The sequence below is a fragment of the uncultured Fibrobacter sp. genome (genome assembly GCF_946062555.1).
Classification (GTDB): domain Bacteria; phylum Fibrobacterota; class Fibrobacteria; order Fibrobacterales; family Fibrobacteraceae; genus Fibrobacter.
In genome coordinates this window covers 29,586-50,060 of sequence record NZ_CAMGVQ010000024.1, presented here as the reverse complement: position 1 = coordinate 50,060, position 20,475 = coordinate 29,586, and the positions used below count along the sequence as shown (strand labels likewise).

The following is a 20,475-nucleotide window of genomic DNA, read 5'->3' as shown; positions in this document are numbered from 1 at the left end:
TATACGCAAGTTAAACTACAAACCTAAGTCGCGTTAGCGACGAAAATCCGCCTTTGATGAAACCATCCCATATAAAAAGGAAACAGATAAAAATGGAATTGTTCGATTTGTTTTCAAAAAAGGATTTCAATTATTTGTAGTGAATGAGCTTGAATTTCCTGAAATTGTAAAAAAAATGAAGATACTTTATAATGTAGACTGATGATAGAGAGTCTTGATGTGTTGAATGACTCAAGTAATTAAAAAGCCCTCAATTTAGTCCGCAAATTAATTAGTCTGCCTGTTTTTTTCTATCTTTGTCCCCGTGAAATTTTTTCGTTCCCTATCGATTGCGCTGGTGGCGCTCCTGTTTGCAAGCGTTTCCTTGCTGGCCGCCCCTTACGATCCGCCGACCTGGCGCGATTCTACGTGGGATTACCGCAGCGAAGACCCCGGTGATACGACCGAACTTTCGATTGCCAAGGGCGTGGGCGTGGCCTCGACGGTTTTGATTGCCTATGGTGCAGCCTATTGGCTCGTTTTCCACAAGGGATGGTGGGACGAACAGGGGAACGATTTCCATTTCGAGAATGACTTTGACTACGCACTGAACCTGGATAAGTTCGGACATTTCGCTTCGGGTGTCATGATGGGCGAGACCTTCTACGAGGCTTACCGTTGGGCGGGAATTTCCGAGTTCAACTCTTACCTTTTTGCTGGACTTTCTGCTTTTGCGACGCATGTGGCGATAGACGTGAAGGACGGTTTTGCGCCCAAGTGGGGTTTTAGTGTTTTCGACGTGCTGTCGGGTACCTTGGGAGGCTTTCTGCCTATGGCAGAGCGCTACGTTCCCGTGTTCAAGTACGTAGATCTCAAGTGGAGTTACTGGATCAATTCCAAGGCGTATTACAGACAAAGTGATACGGGCGTGTTCACGGACGATTACTGCAATCAGACCTTCTGGGCTTCGTTCAAGGTTTATCGCCTGTTGCCGAAGGCCGCCCGTGCGTATTATCCGAGCTGGCTTGCCCTGGCGGCTGGCCTCAGCATCGACGAGGGTGTGTTTACGGACGATCCGCACCCGCATCGTGAAGTCTATATCGCGCTCGATTACGACCTGGAAGCTTTCCGCCCGCAGAGTCGTATGGCGCGCACCATCGTGAAGTACCTGAATTACTTCAAGTTGCCTGCCCCCACCGTGCAAGTTTATCCCGAATTCCACTGGTACTTGCTGTATCCGATTAAGTTTTAGTGCTTCCTACAGCCTACTTTCTCTCGTCTCTCGTCTCTCGTCTCTCATCTAAATTTCTACATTTGCCCCGTATGTTTACGGGAATTATTCAATCTACCGGTGAAATCGTTTCGATTGAAACTCGAGGCGATGCGCTTTCTATGCGCCTTAAGTCACCGGGCTTTTTTAAGAATTGTAAGTTGGGCGACAGTGTCGCGAACGACGGTGTTTGTCTTTCCATTGAATCTTGCACCGATGACGAAGCTACTTTCTGCCTGATGCACCAGACGGTGGAAAACACGGGCTTTAAGCAGGCCGCTGTCGGCAAGTTGGTGAATCTGGAACTTCCGTGCCGTGCTGATAGCTTTATGGGCGGTCACTTTGTGATGGGCCATGTGGACTGCATTACCGAAGTCATCAAGGTGACTCCGCGTGAAACGGGTGTGGAAGTGGATTTGAAACTTCCGGCAGACCTGCGTCGCTACGTGATTCGCCGCGGTTCGATTTCGCTCAACGGAATCAGCCTGACGGTCGCTGAAAAATTCGAAGATTCCATTCGCGTGTGTATTATTCCGGAAACCTTGGCCCGCACGAACCTGCGCAACTGGGTTCCGGGAACCATCGTGAATGTGGAAGTCGACATGCTCGGCAAGTATATTGAAAATTATCTGAAGGAACGTGACCTTGCTTAATACGATTGAAGAGGCCATCGAAGATTTTAAGAACGGCAAGTTTTTGATTGTGGTCGACGACGAAGACCGCGAAAATGAAGGCGACTTTGTCATCGCCGCCGAAAAGATTACGCCCGAAAAGGTGAACTTCATGCTTCACGAAGGTCGTGGCGTGCTTTGCGCACCGCTCCCGATCAAGCGCTGCCATGAACTGAACCTCACGCGGCAGACCGCCGAGAATACTTCGATTCTTGGGACTCCGTTCACCATCATGGTCGATAAAATTGAAGGCTGCACCACGGGTGTATCCGCTCACGACCGTGCGGCGACGATTCTCGCCCTTTCGGACCCGAATTCCAAGCCCAGCGACTTTGGGCGGCCGGGGCATATTTCGCCCCTGTACGCCCAGGAAGAGGGTGTACTCCGTCGCGCAGGCCATACCGAAGCGGCGGTGGACTTGGCTAGGTTGGCAGGCCTGCGCCCGGCGGCCGCCCTGATCGAAATCATGAACGAAGACGGTACCATGGCCCGCATGCCGCAGCTTCAGGAAGTCGCAAAAAAATTCGGCATCAAGATTATCTCGATTCGCGACCTGATCGACTACCGCCTTAAAAACGAAAAGCTCGTGCAACGCGTCGCCGCTCCGCATGTGTCGACCAAGTACGGCGACTTTACCGCCTACGCCTACAAGAGCAAGACCGACGGTGTGGAACATGTGGCCTGGGTCGCGGGTAACCCCGACTTCAGCAAGCCTGTTTATGTGCGCGTGCATAGCGAATGCCTTACGGGCGATATTTTTGGCAGTCTTCGCTGCGACTGCGGCGAACAGCTTGCCGCCGCCATGAAGTTCATCGGCGAGCACGGTGGCGTGTTCCTTTACATGCGCGGCCAGGAAGGCCGTGGAATCGGGCTCTGCAACAAGCTCCGCGCTTACGAGTTGCAAGAAAAGGGCTTGGACACGGTCGAAGCGAACCTGCACCTTGGGTTCAAGTCGGACCTGCGTCAGTACGGTACGGGCGCCCAGATTTTGGCAGACCTCGGCGTCAAGGAAATGCGTCTCTTGACGAATAACCCGAGCAAGATTTCGGGCATTACGGCTTATGGCCTTAAGATTGTGGAACGCGTGCCGATCGAAATTAAGCCGAACAAGGAAAACTTGTTCTACCTGCTCACGAAGCAGAAAAAGATGGGTCACCAGCTGCATATCGACGGCGCTGCACCCCAAGAGAATTTGAAAGAGGAAACGTAAATGGTGAACGAAATCAAGAATTCCCTCAATGGTTGTGGCCTCAAGGTGGCAATCGCCGTTGCCCGCTTTAACGAGGTCGTGACCGACAAGCTCCTGGAAGGGGCTGTGCGTCAGCTTGAACTTCTCGGTGTAGCAGACAAGGATATCACCGTTGCGCATGTACCGGGTGCATTCGAACTTCCGGGCGTGTGCCGTCGTCTCGCTGATAGCGGTAAGTACAGTGCCGTGATGGCGCTCGGTGCGGTGATCCGCGGCGAGACCAGCCACTACGACGTGGTGGTGAATGCTTCTACCGGCGGTATTGCAAACATTGCCGCCGAAGGCAAGCTCCCCGTGATTCTTGGAATCCTCACCACCGACACCGTGGACCAGGCCATGAACCGTGCAGGCCTCAAGGCCGGCAACCTCGGCGCAAGCTGGGCATCCACCGCCGTCGAAATGGCAAATTTGTATAAAGAAATTTAGAGCTTAGAGCTTAGAACTTAGAACTTAGAACTTAGAACTTAGAACATTCTCTTTTCTCTAAGCTCTAAGATCTACCAACTATCGACTATCTATATGAAAATATCTTACAGACCCGCCCGTGTATTTGCCATGCAGCTGTTGTATGCGATGGAAATTACGGGACAGACTGCGGGAGAGGCTCTCCCTGGAATTTTGGAATCTCAACCCCTCCATGCTGAACAGAAAAAGTATGGAATGAAGCTGGTGGACCTGGTGCAGGCCCATCGCGAAGAACTTGATGACAATATCAAGACTGCTGCCGCCCATTGGGACATCGAGCGTATGGCGAGCCTCGACCGTATTATTCTCCGCATTGCGATGGTGGAACTTTCCTATGTTCCCGAAATTCCGATGAAGGTCGCCATTACCGAAGCGGTCCAGATTGCCGCCAAGTACAGCACCGACAATTCGGATTCCTTTGTCAATGGCCTTTTGACCGGCTTTATGCGTAACCGTGGCATGGTTGTCACCGAACCCAAGGAAAAGTAAGATGCTCAAGGAAAAATGGATGAAACATATCTTCGCAGGCATTGCTGCTCTCGTGGCTCTGGTTGTGTATGTACTCACGATGGCCCCCACGGTCAGCTTCTGGGACTGTGGCGAATTTGTCGCTTGCGCCAATACGCTTGGCATTCCGCATCCTCCTGGAACGCCCTTCTTTGTGTTCCTTGCCCGCGCAGTCATCGTGCTGCTCCCGTTCGTGGGTGAAATTGCAAAGCGCGTGAACTACATCTCGGTGGTGAGTTCTGCGGCGACCGTCTACGTGACGGCTCTCTTTGCCTGGGAACTGTTGGCGACGGTCCTTAAGACCGATGCCCTTGCCGAAAAGATTACCGGTAAGGTCCGCACGGCTGTGCTTGGCTCCGCCGCTCTCGTGGCCGGTTTCCTACTGACTTTTTCCGACACCTTCTGGTTCAACGCCGTCGAAGCCGAAGTCTACGGCATCGCCATGCTTATATTGATGCTCGTTTCTTACCTTGGCCTCGTCTGGTACAACAAGCGTAACGAAGAGTACAGCGACCGCATCCTGATTTTCATTTGTTATATCGCGTTCCTCGGCGTGGGCGCTCATCTTTACACCATGCTTACGGTGCCAGCCGTGTTTGCACTCCTGCTCGTGGCGGAACCCAAGAAGATTGTGGAACGCATTCCTATCTGGATTACGGGTACGCTTCTTTGCTCCGTCATTTACATGGTGTCCGCTTTTATCGAAATTTCGTTCGTCTGCCTGATAGCCCTTTCGATCCTTTGCCTTGCGAAGCCGTTCAAGAGCAAGGGCGTGCAGCGCAGCATGCGTCTGTCCCTGGCATTTGCCTTCTTTGCCCTCATTGGCTATAGCACGCACCTTTACATTCCGATCCGTTCGGAACTGAACCCGATTATCGACGAAAACGATCCTGAAATCAACATCCGCGACGAGCAGGGGAACCTGCAGCTCGGTAACCTGTTCAAGGACGAAAACTGGGTCGCCTTCAATAACTTCATCGAACGTAAGCAGTATGGCTCCGAAAGCATGATTAGCCGTGCCTTCTACCGTCGTGCCCGCGTGAGCCACCAGTTCCTCTCGTTCCCGCATATGGGTTACGGTGGATACCAGATGGCGCAGTACCTGCCTTACAAGGTTGGCGACGTGAACTATGCCAACGGCATCTATACCTTCGATGCTGCAGATAACCAGCCGGTGGAACGTTTCGGAATCAAGTTCCCCACACAGATGAGTTTCATGGGCGATGCGACACTTCCGCAGTTCCTCATGTTCCTGATCTTTAATGGCCTTTTGATCATGGTTTGCGTGTTCGTCTGGAAGCGTAACCGCAACATGGGTGTGTTCGTTTCTGTGCTTTACGCCCTTTGCTCCCTCGGCTTGCTGTTCTACATCAACTTTGCCGACGGCACCCGTATGGAGCAGCGCGAACGCGATTACTGGGTTTCCGTAATGAGCCGCAACGTTCAGGACTTGAACAGCCGTGGCATGGGCATTACGGCTCTTCCGGATCCGAACGATCTCATCGACATGCGTCAGAATATCGAGCATGCCAAGATCCGTATGGAAACGCTCAAGGCTCGTGGTGCAAACGATGCTCAGCTTGCAACCCTGCAGCGTGAAATCGACGATTACTCCAATTCTGCCGTCTGGCAGAACTGGCAGAAAATCGAGAACGGTTTTGCTCAGGTGGGTGCCCGTGCTCCGTTCCCCGATGCCGTTCATTTGGAAGTCCGCGAACGTGACTATTTCTACACGCCCGCCTTCATTTTTATGAGCATGATTTACGGTATCGGTGCCGGTATCCTCGTGTTCCTGGTGGCGACATCCTCCTTTGCCGCCTTTGCAAATCCGGTGGCCGCCGCCTTGGTGGCAGTGTCCTTCCTGGTGCCCTGCATTTCGAACTACAAGGAACATGACCGTTCCGGCCTCTGGGTTCCTTGGGATTACGCTTTCAATCTGCTCAATAGCTGCCGTCCGAACGCCATCCTCTTTACGAACGGTGACAACGATACCTTCCCGCTTTGGTTTGCCCAGGAAGTGGCTGGTGTGCGTAAGGATGTTCGCGTGGTGAACCTCTCGCTCGGCAATACCGACTGGTACATCAAGCAGATGCTCGACAACGAGCCGATTCTGAAGCTCAGCTACGACAAGGCCGCTATCGACCGCGATATGGTGCTCGACAATAGCTCTGCTTCTAACCCGAACCATCAGGTGTCTACTTGGGTGAAAAATGCCCAGCGCCTGATGCCGCAGCTCAAGAACCGTATCGATGCTATGGAAGGCCAGCAGCTTTCTGCGGCCGATTCCGCTAAGCTCATGCAGTTCAAGGTGCATTACCAGGTGTGGGATGCCTTTACCGAATGGGCTAACCGTACCCGTAGCGGCATGATGCTCACGCAGCATAAGCTGGTGATTGACCTTGCTCTCCAGAATATGGACAAGCCGATTGAAATTTCGACGACCGTCGGTACGTCCAACTTCATGGGTCTTGAAAAGTACATGGTGCAAGAAGGCATGGTCTACAACTTCGTGAAGGGTGACCTGAACCCGAAGCGTAATGCTTTTGATGCCGCCTACACGGCAAATTTGATAGATTCTGTGTTCAAGTTCCGTGGACTTGGCGACGGTACCGCTTATATCAACAGCGAAACGGAACGTCTCCTTTCGGGTTACGTGTCGCTTTACCTGCAGATTTCGTTCGATACCCGCGACAAGATTTCGAACCTCCGCAACAGCCATCCGTTTACGGCCGAAAAGAAGGCCCAGGTGGATAGCCTTGCCGCCTTGGCTTCCAAGTACCTTGAATTGGGCATGAAGCAGTTCCCCTCCGAATGGCGTAATTACTGGGCTGCCGCATTTGTCTACGAAGCTGCTGGCCAGAAGGCCAAGGCTCAGGAAGTGCTGAACCGCGGTCTCGAAAACGTGCCTGCCTACGAAGAAGGCGGTCGCGCACGCCTCCTCATGAGTGGTCGCCAGATCGAGATGATGTCCGACGAACCGCTCAAGGTCGAAGCTCCGGCTGAACCTGCTACGGATTCCGCCGAGAAGGATTCTGCAAAGGAACCTGCGGTGGTTGCAGCCGCAGAATAATCGAGCTTGAAAATAAGTTAAGGTAATTTCATGGATTTGAGTCTTGTCATTCCGGTCAAGGAAGAAAGTGAAAATCTTCCCGAACTCCTTAAGGAAATCGTCGATGCGATCAAGCCGACGGCTTTCGAGTTCGAAGTGATCATTATCGATGACGGTAGCCGCGATAATACTTGGGACGTGATTGAGAACTTGTCGAAGGAGTATTCCTTTATCCGCGCTTTTCGCTTCCAGTTCAACTGCGGAAAGGCTGCCGGACTCGCTTTCGGTTTCTCCAAGGCGCGCGGCAAGTACGTGGCGACTCTGGACGGTGACTTGCAGGACGATCCGCTTGAAATTCCGAAGATGATCAAGATTCTGGAAAGCGGCTACGACCTGGTTTCCGGATGGAAAATTCGTCGCCTGGATCCGTGGCACAAGACTTGGCCTTCCAAGTTGTTCAACTTGACGGTTTCTATCGTCTGCGGCCAGCGTCTGCACGATTTTAACTGCGGCATCAAGGCTTATCGCAGTTCCGTGGTGCGCTTTATCCACCTGTATGGCGATTACCACCGTTTTATCCCGGTGATGGCCAAGTGGCAGGGCTTCCGCATTACCGAAATGCCCGTGGCGCACCGTGCGCGTGTTCACGGTGTTTCCAAGTATGGCGTGTCCCGCCTGGTGTCCGGATTCCTTGACCTGGTGTCGTTGATGTTTATGCGGAGCTTTGCCTCCAAGCCGCTCCATTTCTTTGGGCTCCTTGGCCTGATCTTTATGCTCATCGGTTTTGGCGTTTCGGGCTACTTTGGCTATGAATGGCTTCAGACGGGTGCACTCCATGTGCGACCGCTCCTTTTGGCGGGCGGATTCTCGCTGGTGATGGGCGTGCAGTTCATGTCGCTTGGCCTTTTGGGCGAAATGATGAACGGAAGCAAAAAACAGAGCTATCCTGTGGCCGAATCCATTCGAGAAATTGTAGATTTAGGTTAGGAGAAGATTGTTTATGGCGTATCCCAAAAGTTTGGTCATTGTGCCTACCTATAACGAGAAGGAAAATATCCTGCTCATTATGGAGGCCATTTTAAAGCAGAACGAATGCCTCGAAATTCTCGTGGTAGACGACGGTAGCCCCGACGGTACGGGCGATATGGTGGAAACGGAGGCGGCAAAGAATCCGCGGATTCACCTGTTGCGCCGTAAGGGCAAGATGGGCCTCGGCTCCGCTTACGTGACGGGCTTCAAGTGGGCTCTTGAACGCGACTACGAACGTGTGTTCGAAATGGATGCCGACTTTAGCCATGCGCCGACCGACTTGAACCGCTTTCTGGAAACAGCCGAAGAAGCCGACCTTGTGCTCGGCAGCCGCTACCAGAATCACCGCATTAGCGTGGTGAACTGGGATTTGCGTCGTTTGATTTTAAGCTATGGAGCAAACGTGTACACTCGTATTGTGACGGGGCTCCCGATTAGCGATGCTACGGGCGGCTTCAAGTGCTTCCGTCGCGAAGCCCTGCAGGCTTTGAACCTCGACAAAATGAAAAGTGATGGTTACTGCTTCCAGATCGAGACGACCTTCAAGATTTGGAAAAAGGGCCTCCGCGTCAAGGAAATCCCCATCGTATTTACCGACCGTACCCGCGGTACTTCCAAGATGAGCGGCGGCATTATCTCCGAAGCGTTTTTCCTGGTCCTTAAACTTCGCCTAGGACTTGCGTGATGAATTTGGAATTTTTTTATTCCGAACTCTGAAATCTGAACTCCGAATTCTGAATTATTATGTACTCTTGTTCCATTATCATTGTTGCCTATAATTCTTGCGATTTCATTCCCGCATGCCTGAAGTCCGTTCGCGATGCATGCGAGGGGATCGATGCGCAGGTTATTGTGCTTGATAATGGCTCAGTCGAGCCGATTCTGCCCGAAATCAGGCAGTTCTTCCCCGAAGTGGAATGGATTGATTCCAAGGAAAACCTCGGCTTTGGAAAGGGATGCAACCTCGCCGAAAAGCGTGCAACCAAGCCCTACCTGTTCTTTATCAATCCCGATACGGTCGTTTCCCACGATTCCTTTACCAAGGTGCTCGACTTCATGGAAGAACACCCTGAATCGGGTACTGTCGGCTGCCGCATTCTGAACGAGGATGGCACGCTCCAGTGGGCTTGCCGACGTTCGTTCCCGACGATTGTCTCTGCCGTTTCTAAGACGATTGGTCTTGCCGCTCTCTTCCCGAAGAACAAGACCCTTGCAAGCTACAACATGACGTATGCCGACCCGGACGAAGTGACCGAGGTGGATGCCATCAGTGGCTCGTTCTTCTGCATGCGTCGCGACCTGTACGAAAAACTCGGCGGTTTCGACGAAGACTTTTTCATGTACGGCGAGGACTTGGACCTGTGTTTCAGGGCGAAGGTTGCCGGCTGCAAGAACTACTACACGCCTTCGACGAATATTCTGCATTTCAAGGGCCAGAGCTGCCGTACCCGCCGCTGGGATTCCTACCTGGATTTCTACAAGGCGATGCTTATCTTTGTGCGTAAGCACAAGGACCTTTATTTTGTTCCGAATTTCCTCGTGTCGTTCGGTATCATGTTTGCGGCCTTCGTGGGCATGTTCTCGCGCCTTATCCCGAAGTTCTGGAAGATGTTTCTGGACTTGGGCGTGGTAGCTGTATGGGCTCTTGTATTTTTGCCCGGTTTGGGAAACGATGGATACATTTTTTCTTCCATTAAGAAATCCATAGGGATTATAACTATTTTTGAAGACTGGTGGCTTGTCGGCTTGGTCGCCATTATTAATATGGTCTTTCTTGTTTTCCGTGGGGAATACACAGAATCCAGCCTCAAGGGCGAAAAGTTCTTGCGGTACCTTGTGCCGCTGAACCTTCTTGTTGTTGGGGGGTACGAGGCGTTCCGTTACTTTGCACAATTTTCTTATGACCCAGGAGACAGGTCTACAATTTATCCCAATATTGGCTGGTGCGTCTATGTCGTTTGTTCCTGCCTCTTTATTCCGCTAGCTCTCCTTGCCTGGCGTCGTGTCGCATTTTGGATAAACTATTTCTACCGCATTTTCGCGAAAAAACGCCATCGCTCCATCTTGCTTGGTGGCCGCGAAGATTCTCTAAACAACTGGTTCGACCGTTACAACGTGATTCCCGGCATCGAAATTCTTGGTTGCGTGAGTTCGGAACCCGAAAAGATTTCCGAAGAAAACCGTCAGCACCTGTTGGGGAATGTTTCCGAGATGGAGTCCATTTGCAACCGGACCGGCTGTCGCGAGCTCCTGGTGGTCTCCAATTTCTCGGGATACCGCGAACCGTTTGACATCAAATGGCTCGATAGCCTCGGTTTACGCGTGTTCCTGTTGATCGGTAATGCGGCCGAGGGCAATTTTGCCCTTGTAAACCTGAAATATTTGCACTAAAAACGGCAATTTCCAACAAAAACTTTACACGTTGCACAAAAATGAGTTATTTTTTGTGTAAGTATTTGATTATTAAGGTTTTATGTTCGATACAAATCTTTTGGATATTCTTTGCTGCCCCGAAACCAGGGGAAAGCTCAAGTTGGCATCTGACGAAATCATTGCCAAGGTGAATAATGCTATTTCTGCCGGTTCTGCCAAGAACGTTGCCGGTGAAAAAGTTTCTGAACCCCTGACCGAGGCGTTGGCCACCGAAGACGGTTCCAGGGTGTATCCGGTTCGCGAAGGAATACCTGTCCTTTTGGCGGACGAAGCAATTTTGCTCTAAGAGGTGATTATGGCGGTGACGTTGGATTCCCTTAAAAAGAAGATTGGCAAGAAGAATGTGAACTCTAGGGCGTTCGCATGGATTGCTGACCTTGAACGAGAGGCGGGCAACTTGGACCAGGCTCTGCAGAGGGTCGATGGCGGCTTGACGCTCTATCCGAACGATGTGTCGGCAATGCTTGTCCGTTCCAAGATCCTGTTCCAGAAGGAAAGCTACGATGCCTGTATCCAGGAATGCGAGAAGGTCCTTGTTGCTGATCCTTTTAACTTGGCTGCCCAGCGGATTATGGGTGATGCCTACGATAAATTGGAAAACATTGGGGAACGCAACGTCTGTTATCGTCGCTTGCACGATATGGACCCGCTGAACACCTTCTGGAAAGAAGAATACGATGTCGTGGTGGGCGCCGCCGCTGCCGCCGCGATGGCCGGTGAAATTTCCGATATCGACTTCAGCATGCCCGATGACGGTAATGTGGACCTGAGTGATGAATTTACCACAGAACCTGCGGAATCCGTCGGTGCCGCTCCTGCCGATGAATTCACGCTGAACGAACCGCAGGCGGAGGAAGCCGATGTTTCTGCAACCGATGTGGTTGAACCTGCTGGTGACGATCCGTTTGCAGCCCTCGCCTCCATGCTTCCGGGCAATGACGATGCCGATGACTCGGCGATGGAAGATCTCTCCGCTTCGCTGGATTCGGCGATGGATGCCATCAATAACGAATCTGCTGCCGATAAGCCGCTTGAAGAATTGAGCGAAGACGAGAATATCTCCAGTAGCGATGTTGGTTCCGCCCTGTCCGATATGTTCGGTCTTGAAGATGACCTTGAACCGGAAGAAGCTTCCGCTCCTGCCGCCGAGGCTTCTTCTGATATTCCTGCAAGCATTGATGACAATGCCGAAGCGAATGCGGCGAGCATCTTCGGTGCCGCAGCTCCCGAAGCTCCCGCGGAAGACAAGCCACAGAGCATCGACGATGCGTTCGGCGACATTTTTGGCGAAGACGAACTCCCTGAAGAAAAGCCGCAGCAGGCTTCGATTGACGCTCCGGCTGATGAATCGGCTCCCGCGGAAGACAAGCCGCAGAGCATTGACGACGCGTTCGGTGATATCTTCGGTGAAGATGAACTCCCTGAAGAAAAGCCGCAGGCTTCTGAACCGATCGCCGATATTGCCGCTGAATCCGCTGCAGAACCCATTGCCGATGACCTTGAACTGCCGTCCGAGGACGGAGGCCTTTTTGAGAAGTCCGCTGACGCCGATATGAATCTGACGGCAGGTTCGGCAGATGAACCCAAGGCCGATGAACCGACCACGATCGACAACGCCTTCGATTCGATATTCGGCGAAGATGAATTGCCCGAAGAAAAGCCGCAGACTGCCGAATCTTCCGCCGATGTTGCTGCGGATCTTTCCGATGACCTTGAACTGCCGTCTGAAGAAGGAGGCCTGTTCGAGAAGTCTGCCGATGCCGATATGAACCTGACGGGTAACTGGACTCCTGATGGAGCTTCGGTGGAAGAAACTCCCGCCATAGAAGATGCTTTCGCCGAGGAAACCCTTGCCATCGAAGGAAATGCTTCTGTTTTTGATGAACCCGATCCTGTCGAAGAGGAACTGTCTCTTCCTGAAGAACCGGCTGCAGATGAAGGCCTGAACTTTACGGCTGATGAAATGGCGCCGCTCACCGAAGAGGCTGTACCTGCTCTTGACGAACCTGCTCCTGTCGAAGAGGGACGTCCGAGCGTTGCTGAAGAAATTGCTCCGGCACCTGCATCTGATGCGAGCTTCAGTGTAGACAACGCTTTTGATTCTCTGTTCGGTAGCGACGATGACCTGCCCGAAGAAAAACCGCAGGCATCCGAACCTGAAACCATCGCCGAAGCTCCGGCGACGGAAGATGAAACCGTAAGTCTTGCGGAACAAGTGGACCAGGCCGAGACTGAACTTGAAATGCCCGAAGTCAAGTCTGAAGATACGGACCTTGCCAAGGAAATGGGTGGCGCCTTTGCATCGATGTTCGGTAACGAAGACGATGACTTGGACCTTCCGGCTGCAAAGACGGAAGCTGTTCCTGAATCTGTGTCTAATGACCAGGAAGCGACTGGTGCCGCTATCGAAGAATCTTTCGGCAATCTGTCTGAAGAATCGATTTCCAAGGACCTGGACGATTCGTTTGATAGTTTGTTCGGAAAGGATGAAGTTGCGGAGGACGCCGAGACATTGGATGAATCCCTGACGATGCCGACCATCGAGGCTGCCCATGCCGAAGACACTTTTGCCGCTGCTCCGGCGGATGCTCCTAAAGACTTGGATTCCCTTGAATCGGAGGTTTCCGGTGCTTTCAAGGGACTGTTCGATATGGATGATGATTCCTTGACCGAAGAAGACAAGCCTTCTAACAAGGGTGTCGATTTTCTGATGTCCGGTGATTCAGACGACGAAATTTCTGCGGGACTGATCAACAATCCTGATGCTCCGTTGGATCGTGGAGCCTATGACCTGGACGAAAGCCTGAATACACCGACCTTGGCCGAAATCTATTTTGATCAGGGCAAGTACGGCAAGGCTCTCGAAATTTACAAGGACCTCGCCCAGAAGGAACCCGAAAACGAGGAAATTGCAAAGCGCAAGGACGAAATTGAAAAACTCTATAACGACAAGTTCGGAGGCAATGCCTAATGGCTGATCAGCAACCGCAACTTCGTATTGAAAAGCTGCTTCGTGAAATGGTGAACCGCAATGCGTCTGACTTGCATTTGCGCGTAGGGGTTCCTCCTGTCTATCGTATCAACGGTGCGTTGCAGCGTCCGTTTGATATCCGAGTCGATTCCATGATGATGGATTCCTTCTTGGATGATATCATGAACCGCGACCAGAAACAGCGCTTTGAAGCGAACAAGGAATGTGACTTTGCCGTGGGTGCCCGCGACATGGGTCGTTTCCGTGTGAACGTGTTCCGCCAGCGTGGAACGATTGCAGTCGTGATTCGTCATATCAAGGCGAAGATTCCTGCTTTCGAAGACCTGCATTTGCCCGATGTGATTCGCGACATGTCTCTGACCAAGCGCGGTCTCGTGCTGGTTACAGGTACTACTGGTTCGGGTAAGTCGACGACATTGGCCTCCATGCTCAATTACATCAATCAGAACGAAGCGGTGAATATCATTACGGTCGAAGACCCGATTGAATACCTTTACCGCGATGACAAGGCCATTATTTCGCAGCGTGAAATTGGCGTGGATACGCTTTCGTATGCGAACGCCTTGCGTGCGGCGCTCCGTCAGGACCCGGATGTGCTTCTGGTGGGCGAAATTCGTGACCTGGAAACGATGCAGATTGCCTTGACCGCTGCCGATACGGGCCACATGGTGTTTGCGACGATCCATACCACGAACGCGACGGAAACGATTCACCGTGTGCTTTCGATGTATCCGCCGCACCAGCACGACGAAATCCGCTTGCTGCTTTCCGAAGTGCTGGCGGGCATTATTTCGCTCCGCTTGCTGCCGACCAAGGATGGTAACGGGCGAGTGCCTGCTGCCGAAATCCTGGTGAATACGGCCGCTATCAAGGAATACATCGAAGACAAGGACAAGAACGACTTGATCGAACAGGCTATTGCCGAGGGTCACATGCAGTACCGCAGCCAGACCTTCGACCAGGCGCTCCTGAAACTTTACGAAGATGAAAAGATTTCCCTCGAAACGGCGATGAACGCTGCTACGAACCCCGATGACTTCGATCTTAAGATCCGCGGTATTTCGGGTACTTCTGAACGCAGCTGGATGTAGCCTAGGCGGAAGACGCGAGTCCCGAAGGGCCTTGCGTCGAAGCATCTTGAATATAAGTGATAAAAGTCCCCCGCATCCGCGGGGGACTTTTATGTGGTTGGGTTGGAGTAGGATTTTTAGTTGTAGTAGACCGTACTGCCCGACGGGAACGTGACGCTCTTGCTGTAGCTGGAGACGTTGCTAATCTGTGAGGGCTGACCCGTGGTGGTCACCATGTACCTGCCGGAAATGGTGGGCTTGAAGGCCACATTGGAAGTTCCATAGTAGCCGCTGGTGCTGAAGGAAACGCTGTAATTGGTGCCCTTTTCCGAAGATCCGCTGCTGAAACCGAGAACGGTCTTGCTCGTAAGGCTTGCAGAGCCGTCGGAATCGAAGGAGCCGCCCATTCCGCCGCTGATCTGGCATTCTACGATGACGACGCCGCCGGAAATCGTGAGTTCTCCGTTACTGTCGATACCGTCGGTGTCACCGGAGCCAGTCTTTGCGTGGTGTACGCCGCCCGTAATGGTCAAGAATCCGCTGCTGCTACCCATGCCGCCTCCGGGGCCGAATCCCCAGTTGGGCTGGCCGCTTTGATTGGTGTTGCCCGAGCCGTCGTTGCCGCCGGCTGCATTCCAGGCGTCATCGGTTCCGTAGACATCGGTGACACCTCCGTTTGCCTTGATGTACCAGGCTTCGAGGCCTTCGTAGGAATTGGTCACGTAGATGGTACCATCGTTGATCATGAGCGTGGAGTCGGCGTGTACACCGTCGTTCTTGGGTGCGGCGATAGTCGTGTAGCCTCCGTTGAAGTAGATGTTCATATTGGAGTGGACGCCATCATCGCCAGAAGAAATGTCGATCTTACCAGCGTTGATGTAGACCCTGTTATCCGAGACGATTCCCTTGCCGGTAGAGGTAATGTTGATGGTCGGTGCAGAAATGGAGTCGCGGACAAAGATGTAGTTGTAAGCCTGGATTCCGTCGTCGCCGACATTGGTGATGGTAATGTTGCCTCCCTTGATGTCAACGATTCCCTTGCCTTCGGTGATGGTGGTATCGGAGCCGTTCACGGTGCATTCGTCACTCTTGATACCATCGCCGTTTGTCGCCGAGATAGTGATGTTGCCGCCTTCAATGTCCACAAGTCCCTTGCCCTTGAGGCCGTTGTTCTTGGCGGTCACGTTGATGGTCGGATTGCCGCGGACTCGCAGGTCGTTGCTGGAATGGATGCCGTTATTGTAGTTTCCTGTTACCTTGAGTGTACCGCTACCCTTGATGGTGAGGTCATCCTTGGCGTAGATTGCCGCTCCCGTGGTATCGAGGCTGCCGTCGGCCTTGGCGTAGGATGTCGTTCTGCTAGAACCGTCGGTAAATGTGTTCGTGGTGCCGCTTTCGAGGTTGATGATGACCTTGTCTGCGTTGCGGACGTAGAGCGGTGCATCGCTTGAGTTGGAAAGCGTTAGGTTGTTCAAGTAGAGTTCCACCTTGTCGGTGCTTGCGGCGTTCACCTGAATTTGTCCGTTGCCGTTGCCGTTGAAGTAATAATCGCCAGCGCAGGTGATGGTGACTGTTCCGCCATCGATACTGACGCATCCGTTGTCGTTTTCAAGGGTTGCGGTTGCGCTTGCGTACTTGATGGTGGGCGTGTTGCCGTTAGAAGTGGAGGCGTTGCTTGTCACGGTTGTTGCGGAGGAACTGTTGACATCCGGAGTGACAGAGGAACTGCTTACAGTCGGTTGCATATCGTTGCTGCTTTCAATTGGCGGCGTTGCGGAGCTGCTGGAAGTTGCTGTTTCCACCTTGATCTGGTTGCAGGATTCGTCGAAGTAGTAGATGTAGCCTTGGGCGCTCTGGTAGTACGAAACTCCGTTGATGGTATAGAGGGCCTTGTTGTCGGTGCAGCTTGCAGGAGTTTCATTGTCGCTTGTTTCGGAGGAGCTCGATTCGACATTGCCTGTAGAAACACTGTCGGAGGAGGCGGGTGTCTCTACGTCAGGTTCGTTGGCGCTTGAATCCGTGGCGGGAACGGTGACGGATTCCTGGGCGGCTTCCGGAAAGCCGTAGCTTCCGTCAGAGTTTATCCAGAAGGCAAGATTGCCTGCCGCGTCCATGCAAAGGATTTCGCCCGTGGCACCCTGCATGGCGGAGTAGCCGTCATAGAGACAGATGTTGGTATTATCGATTGCCCCTTCGATACTCGATTTGAGGTCGTTAGTGGCGGAGGTGGTAGAAGAGTCGCTGGAGCATCCCGCGAGGAGGGCCAGGAGCCCTAGCGAAAGGTGCGAAGAAATTCCCAAACAATTCCTTGATAGCATTTTGTCGTCCTTTTTTTGCGCGGTATAGCCGCTGGTTTCTTTTTTTAAAGATACTTTGCGGACTACGGCGTTTCACTATGAAAAATGCCCTTCCTGAAAAAATTAGGAATAAAAATTGGGACGAATCATCCCGTTCGGAACAAAAGGCTCCAAAAAGGAACATGTTCTTATTTGTCTTCATTTTTTTCTATTATTAGCCTAAATGAAAATCCGTTTGACCCAAGAGACTTTGAATCGCCTGAAGCGTTTCCGCAAGAACAAGCGGGCGTTCTGGTCGTTAGTGGTACTTGTATTGGCGTATCTACTTTCGCTCACGAGTCCATGGACTGTCAATGATGAACCGCTCGTGTTGCGTTACGAGGGCAAGACGTATTTCCCGGCATTCGTGCGTTACAGCGAAAAAGATTTTGGTGGGGAATACCGGACGGAACAGGATTATGCAAAACTTTTTGCAACGGTCCGGGAGTGCGAAGAAGATGCCGCCGAGGGCTTTACGCGTGCTGGGGGCTGTCCTGATTTTTGGGCGCTGATGCCTCCGATTGCGCATGACCCATTGAAGGCGGACTTGAGCGAAGACGGTGCCCCGCCTTTTGCTCCGAGTGCAAGGCACTGGCTCGGGACAGATAGCAACGGTCGCGATGTTCTTTCCCGCCTGATTCATGGCTTTCGTATCTGTATTAGCTTCAGCCTGCTCTTGACGGTGCTCGGGACTTTTCTCGGGATTGTCATCGGCGGAATCCAGGGGTACCTCGGTAAGTTCTGGGACACGGGTATGCAGCGTTTTATCGAAATTTGGTCCTCGCTTCCGATGCTCTACGTGGTGATTTTGATTGGGAGCGTCTACGGGCGCAGTTTCTGGCTCTTGATTCTGATTATGGCGGCATTCAACTGGATTTCGCTCAGTTACTATATGCGTGCGGAGTTCCTGAAGCTCCGTGGCATGACCTACGTGCAGTCCGCGAAAGTTTTGGGCATGGGACACCGCCACATTTTCTTCAAGGAAATTTTGCCGAATGCGATGACCCCCGTGGTGACGCTTTTCCCGTTCACGCTAATCGGCGGTATCGGAAGCCTTACCTCGTTGGATTTCTTGGGTTTCGGCCTGCAACCGCCCACTCCTAGCTGGGGTGAACTCATGAGCCAGGGGCTCAACAATTTGTATGCACCATGGATTTCGGTGAGCACGGTCGCCGCGCTGTTTGTCACGCTCCTCTTGACCACCTTCGTGGGAGAAGGCGTGCGGGATGCAATGGATCCGAAGTCGGGAGATCGCTATGTTTAGTAGCCATCGACTGAAGGATCCATGCCAAGCGAGAACGACTCGTATTGACGAGTCGTGGGAGCGCGGAGCAATCGATTTAGACATTTTAAGTCAGTGTAGATCGATTGCGGAGTCGTGTGAAGATCCGAAGTCGGGGATAGGTATGTTTAAATTCGCGTTTGTCTTCCTGAGTGTGGTTCGACAAGCTCACCAGCCTTGTAAGTTCCCTGAGCCTGCCGAAGGGACGTATTGAAGTCGAAGGATCTAGTATGAGTAAAAACGGTCTTGTTCTTGAAGGTGGCGGTATGCGTGGGTTGTATACCTGCGGTATCCTCGATACTTTTATGGAAAAGGGAATCGACTTTGACGGTGCCGTCGGTATTTCCGCCGGGGCCTGCTTCGGATGCAATCTCAAGTCCAGACAGCCGGGACGCGCCCTGCGCTACAATCGGCGCTTTGCGGGGGACAAGCGTTTTTGTAGTTTCCGTTCGTGGATCATGACCGGCGATATCTACAATGCCGAATTTTGCTACAAGACGATTCCGCAGGAACTGGATCCGTTCGACTTTGAAACACTCAAGGCGAACCCGATGGAATTCTATATGGGCGTCACGGATATGGAAACCGGCAAGGCCCTTTTCCCGAAGTTTATCGACGGTAACGACAAGGAACTCGCCTGGATGCTGGCTTCGGCCTCGATGCCGCTTGCCGCAAGAATCGTAGAAATTGACGGGGGCAAGTATATGGACGGCGGCATTGCCGATTCGATTCCGCTTGCATTCATGCAGTCGCAGGGGTACGACCGTAATGTGGTCATCTTGACCCAACCGCGTGATTATGTGAAAAAGCCGAATAGCCTGATGCCATTGATTCGACTGGTCTATCGCAAGTACCCGAAGTTTATTGAGGCGACGGCACACCGCCACGAAATGTACAATGAAGAGACCCGCTATGTATTCGAACAGGAAAAGGCGGGGAATGTACTGGTGTTTTGCCCCGAGGAATCTCTCAACATCAGCCGCATCGAAAGAAATGTGAACGAACTGCAGCGAGTCTACGATATCGGCCGGCGGATTGCGGAAGCGCGATTGGATGAAATCAGGGAGTTCCTGGGACGATGAATTCTGTCTTGCAAGTAAAGGATCTCTCGGTCGCTTTCGGTTTCGACAAGAACGGTAAGCCCCGCGATGGAAAGACTCCGCTGCAGGTGACCGACAAGGTCTGTTTCGAAATTGCGGCGGGAGAATTCTTTGCGTTGGTGGGCGAGTCCGGTTGCGGAAAGAGCGTGACGGCAATGAGCATATTGCGTCTGTTGCCGCAGCCGAGTGCAAAAATTGTGGAAGGCTCTGTCCTTTACAATGCAGATGAAAATGCCGCTCCCGTTGACCTTGCAAAGTTACCGATTGCGGACTTGCAGAAAGTTCGCGGTTCGGAAATTTCATGTATCTTCCAGGAACCGATGCAGGCTCTGAATCCGGTGGTGACCATTCGGAAACAGCTGATGGAAGTGTTCAAGTTTTGCAGGCGTCCGAAGGGAGAATTTCTGTCCGTCATCTGCGAACAACTGGCTCTTGCGGGATTCAAGGATGTCGAACGAGTCTTAAATTCTTATCCGCACGAACTTTCGGGTGGAATGCTCCAGCGCGTATGCATTGTAATGGCACTGCTGTCCAAGCCCAAGCTGATTATTGCTGATGAGCCGACGACTGCCCTGGACGTGACGGTGCAGGCGCAGGTCCTTGCCGTTCTCAAGGATATGGCGAGCCGCACCGGAACGGCGGTTCTTCTGATTACGCATAATATGGGAATCGTGTCGCAGTATGCGGATCGTGTGGCAGTGATGTATGCGGGCCGCATCGTAGAAATCGGCCGTGTCCGCGATGTGATTGATAACCCGATGCACCCGTATACGCAGGGGCTTTTGGCCGCTATTCCTGAAAATCACAGTGACATGCGTTCCATGAAGTCTATTCCAGGCTCCGTGCCGCATCCACGCGACTTTGCAAAGGGGTGTCGCTTTGCCGACCGCTGCGAAAAATGCGTGAACGCTTCTGCTGAAATGCGTGAAAAATGTAAGTCAGCACAAGTTCCGCCCAAACAAAAAGCTCCGGATTCTGCGAATCACGAAGCGAATTGTTTTTTATAATGTGAAATGAGCAATGTGACATTGTTCATCCCATAT

General features: G+C 52.3%; 16 protein-coding genes. 15 read left to right on the top strand and 1 reads right to left on the bottom strand.

The window, feature by feature from the left end:
• Positions 1 to 304 precede the first annotated feature (304 nt).
• From Q0P86_RS08955 to Q0P86_RS08900, 12 genes are all read left to right on the top strand, one after another.
• On the top strand, positions 305 to 1,231 hold the full coding sequence (locus tag Q0P86_RS08955; RefSeq protein WP_295038900.1) for a hypothetical protein: 927 nt from the start codon (positions 305 to 307) through the stop codon (positions 1,229 to 1,231).
• A 71-nt stretch (positions 1,232 to 1,302) separates the two neighbouring features.
• Positions 1,303 to 1,902 (top strand): riboflavin synthase, encoded by a 600-nt coding sequence (locus Q0P86_RS08950; RefSeq protein WP_295038898.1) that lies wholly within the window; start codon positions 1,303 to 1,305, stop codon positions 1,900 to 1,902.
• Positions 1,889 to 3,130 (top strand): bifunctional 3,4-dihydroxy-2-butanone-4-phosphate synthase/GTP cyclohydrolase II, encoded by a 1,242-nt coding sequence (locus Q0P86_RS08945; RefSeq protein ID WP_294111253.1) that lies wholly within the window; start codon positions 1,889 to 1,891, stop codon positions 3,128 to 3,130. Before Q0P86_RS08950 ends, Q0P86_RS08945 begins: the two co-directional genes overlap by 14 nt.
• A 3-nt stretch (positions 3,131 to 3,133) precedes the next feature.
• Positions 3,134 to 3,595, top strand: coding sequence for a 6,7-dimethyl-8-ribityllumazine synthase (gene ribH, locus Q0P86_RS08940; RefSeq protein WP_366513367.1), 462 nt, complete (start codon positions 3,134 to 3,136; stop codon positions 3,593 to 3,595).
• Positions 3,596 to 3,688: 93 nt separating this feature from the next.
• Positions 3,689 to 4,123, top strand: a complete 435-nt coding sequence (nusB, locus tag Q0P86_RS08935) for a transcription antitermination factor NusB (protein ID WP_290996539.1) — start codon at positions 3,689 to 3,691, stop codon at positions 4,121 to 4,123.
• A gap of 1 nt (position 4,124) precedes the next feature.
• Positions 4,125 to 7,211, top strand: coding sequence for a DUF2723 domain-containing protein (locus Q0P86_RS08930; protein WP_295038894.1), 3,087 nt, complete (start codon positions 4,125 to 4,127; stop codon positions 7,209 to 7,211).
• Positions 7,212 to 7,241: 30 nt separating this feature from the next.
• A complete protein-coding gene (locus tag Q0P86_RS08925; RefSeq protein WP_295038892.1) occupies positions 7,242 to 8,177 on the top strand; it encodes a glycosyltransferase family 2 protein in 936 nt (311 codons plus the stop codon).
• 13 nt (positions 8,178 to 8,190) lie between these two features.
• A complete protein-coding gene (locus Q0P86_RS08920; RefSeq protein ID WP_290996536.1) occupies positions 8,191 to 8,904 on the top strand; it encodes a polyprenol monophosphomannose synthase in 714 nt (237 codons plus the stop codon).
• 59 nt (positions 8,905 to 8,963) lie between these two features.
• Positions 8,964 to 10,610 (top strand): glycosyltransferase family 2 protein, encoded by a 1,647-nt coding sequence (locus Q0P86_RS08915; protein ID WP_295038890.1) that lies wholly within the window; start codon positions 8,964 to 8,966, stop codon positions 10,608 to 10,610.
• Positions 10,611 to 10,692: 82 nt separating this feature from the next.
• Positions 10,693 to 10,938: a Trm112 family protein gene (locus Q0P86_RS08910; RefSeq protein WP_072978242.1), complete on the top strand. Its 246-nt coding sequence runs from the start codon at positions 10,693 to 10,695 to the stop codon at positions 10,936 to 10,938.
• A 9-nt stretch (positions 10,939 to 10,947) separates the two neighbouring features.
• A complete protein-coding gene (locus Q0P86_RS08905) occupies positions 10,948 to 13,623 on the top strand; it encodes a hypothetical protein (RefSeq protein WP_295038888.1) in 2,676 nt (891 codons plus the stop codon).
• Positions 13,623 to 14,735, top strand: coding sequence for a type IV pilus twitching motility protein PilT (locus Q0P86_RS08900; protein ID WP_291025308.1), 1,113 nt, complete (start codon positions 13,623 to 13,625; stop codon positions 14,733 to 14,735). Before Q0P86_RS08905 ends, Q0P86_RS08900 begins: the two co-directional genes overlap by 1 nt.
• 116 nt (positions 14,736 to 14,851) lie before the next feature.
• On the opposite strand, the gene Q0P86_RS08895 is transcribed toward Q0P86_RS08900, so the two are convergent.
• On the bottom strand, positions 14,852 to 17,032 hold the full coding sequence (locus tag Q0P86_RS08895) for a carbohydrate-binding domain-containing protein (RefSeq protein ID WP_295038885.1): 2,181 nt from the start codon (positions 17,030 to 17,032) through the stop codon (positions 14,852 to 14,854).
• 202 nt (positions 17,033 to 17,234) lie between these two features.
• On the opposite strand from Q0P86_RS08895, the gene Q0P86_RS08890 reads away from it, so the two are divergent.
• The 3 genes from Q0P86_RS08890 (at position 17,235) to Q0P86_RS08880 (ending at position 20,439) form a co-directional block, all read left to right on the top strand.
• Complete coding sequence (locus Q0P86_RS08890; RefSeq protein WP_291025305.1) at positions 17,235 to 18,314, top strand: ABC transporter permease; 1,080 nt, start codon at positions 17,235 to 17,237, stop codon at positions 18,312 to 18,314.
• A 248-nt stretch (positions 18,315 to 18,562) separates the two neighbouring features.
• Positions 18,563 to 19,414: a patatin family protein gene (locus Q0P86_RS08885; RefSeq protein ID WP_295038883.1), complete on the top strand. Its 852-nt coding sequence runs from the start codon at positions 18,563 to 18,565 to the stop codon at positions 19,412 to 19,414.
• Positions 19,411 to 20,439 carry an ABC transporter ATP-binding protein gene (locus tag Q0P86_RS08880; protein ID WP_290996526.1) on the top strand — a complete coding sequence of 343 codons (1,029 nt, stop codon included), beginning with the start codon at positions 19,411 to 19,413 and terminating at the stop codon, positions 20,437 to 20,439. Before Q0P86_RS08885 ends, Q0P86_RS08880 begins: the two co-directional genes overlap by 4 nt.
• Positions 20,440 to 20,475 lie beyond the last annotated feature (36 nt).